The organism is Peribacillus sp. P4_C12 (genome assembly GCF_056402095.1).
Map to the genome: position 1 here is coordinate 1 of NZ_JBFUIB010000762.1, position 1,415 is coordinate 1,415.

Consider the following 1,415-nt stretch of genomic DNA (forward strand, 5'->3'; position numbering starts at 1 on the left):
ACAATGGCCAGTCATTTTCTATCATACTAATATTCGGAAAAATATTGTTGGCTATATTCCACTTCATTGGCATGAGGAGCTACAGTTTGTCGTTGTAACAGGTGGTCATGTATGCTTTCAAATTCATGGTGAAGAAATTAATTTAAATGAAGGAGAAGGGATTTTTATTAATTCAGGAGTAATTCATGAAGCACATGCCGATTCATGTGAGGGACGTTATATTTGTTGGAATGTAGGTGTGCATATAGCCAGTTCGTATATTGAAAAGAAGTATATAGGGTTCCTTATTCAAAATGAAAAAGTTCCTTTTATCCCTTTTTCACCTAGTATCAATTGGCAAAATGACATTATGAAAGCAATCAAAAAAGGATTTGTCGCGTATGAGAACAAATCATTTGGATGTGAATTAGTGATTACACAACAGTACCTTTTCTGTATTGAGCGTCTGGTCACGAACATCGTACCTAATCATGAGCAGAAAAAAGTAGTTTACGATCCAAGAGTAAAAGAAATATTGCGATATATGCATCATCATTATGGAAGTAAAATCACACTAGATGATGTCGCAAATGTTGCTTATTTAAGTAGAGCTGAAACCAATCGAATTTTTAAAAAGCATCTGGGTCGAACACCTTTTCAGTATTTATTGGCTTACCGCTTAGATAGAAGTAAAGAGCTTTTAGTTCGAACAACAAGTTCAATTACAGAAATCTCTTTAGAAGTAGGTTTTTTAAGTACTAGCTATTTTATCGAAAAGTTTAAAGCAGCATTTGGCATGACTCCGAATCAATTTCGTCAAGTTGAAAAAAAAATTTAAAGCCATTTGGCAAGTTGCTTCATCCAAAGAGATATTTTTTATTAATGGGTCAGAAAATGATGAAAGTGGTTTAGGATACGGTCATACCTTTGCATCAGTGCTTAAACCTGATCAAGAGGGGAAATTTACTCTTCATTTCTATTTAGGTGTAAGTGAAGAAAATCCCCAAGTATCATTTATTGTTCTGTCAAAAGAAATTAGAGAACTTAAAGATTATTCATTTAATGCTTTTTAAGATGTAACAATCGAAAATGAAGAAATAGCATGGTTTGATCTGAATCCTAAAAACTAACTTTCATTCAATAATTTATTCATGGAACTAACGAGTGCGTTTCGCTGAAGCATCAGTATAAAAGGATCTTCCAACCGAAGATCCTTTTATCATTGCGGATAAGCGCCATTATGTGAAACTAGATGCTATTTGCACTTTAGCTTTAACTATCGGGCAGGAAAGTTTTATAAATATGTCAAATATAAGTAGTATGAGGAGTTGTATGAAATGAATTACGAAAAAATTGGATCGGCTAGTGGAATAGTAATAGCTGTTAGTAAAAGTGATAAACACACATTTAGTAAGGAAAATTGTAGTAATATAAAA

Annotated in this window: 2 protein-coding genes; both read left to right on the forward strand. The window is 32.9% G+C overall.

Annotated features, from left to right (window positions below):
• Nucleotides 1-817, forward strand: an 817-nt coding sequence (locus tag AC1DUW_RS28735; RefSeq protein WP_477644174.1) for a helix-turn-helix domain-containing protein, incomplete at its 5' end; no start/stop codon positions are given.
• On the forward strand, nucleotides 801-1,052 hold the full coding sequence (locus AC1DUW_RS28740; protein WP_477644175.1) for a hypothetical protein: 252 nt from the start codon (nucleotides 801-803) through the stop codon (nucleotides 1,050-1,052). The genes AC1DUW_RS28735 and AC1DUW_RS28740, both read left to right, overlap by 17 nt.
• The last annotated feature ends 363 nt before the right edge of the window (nucleotides 1,053-1,415 follow it).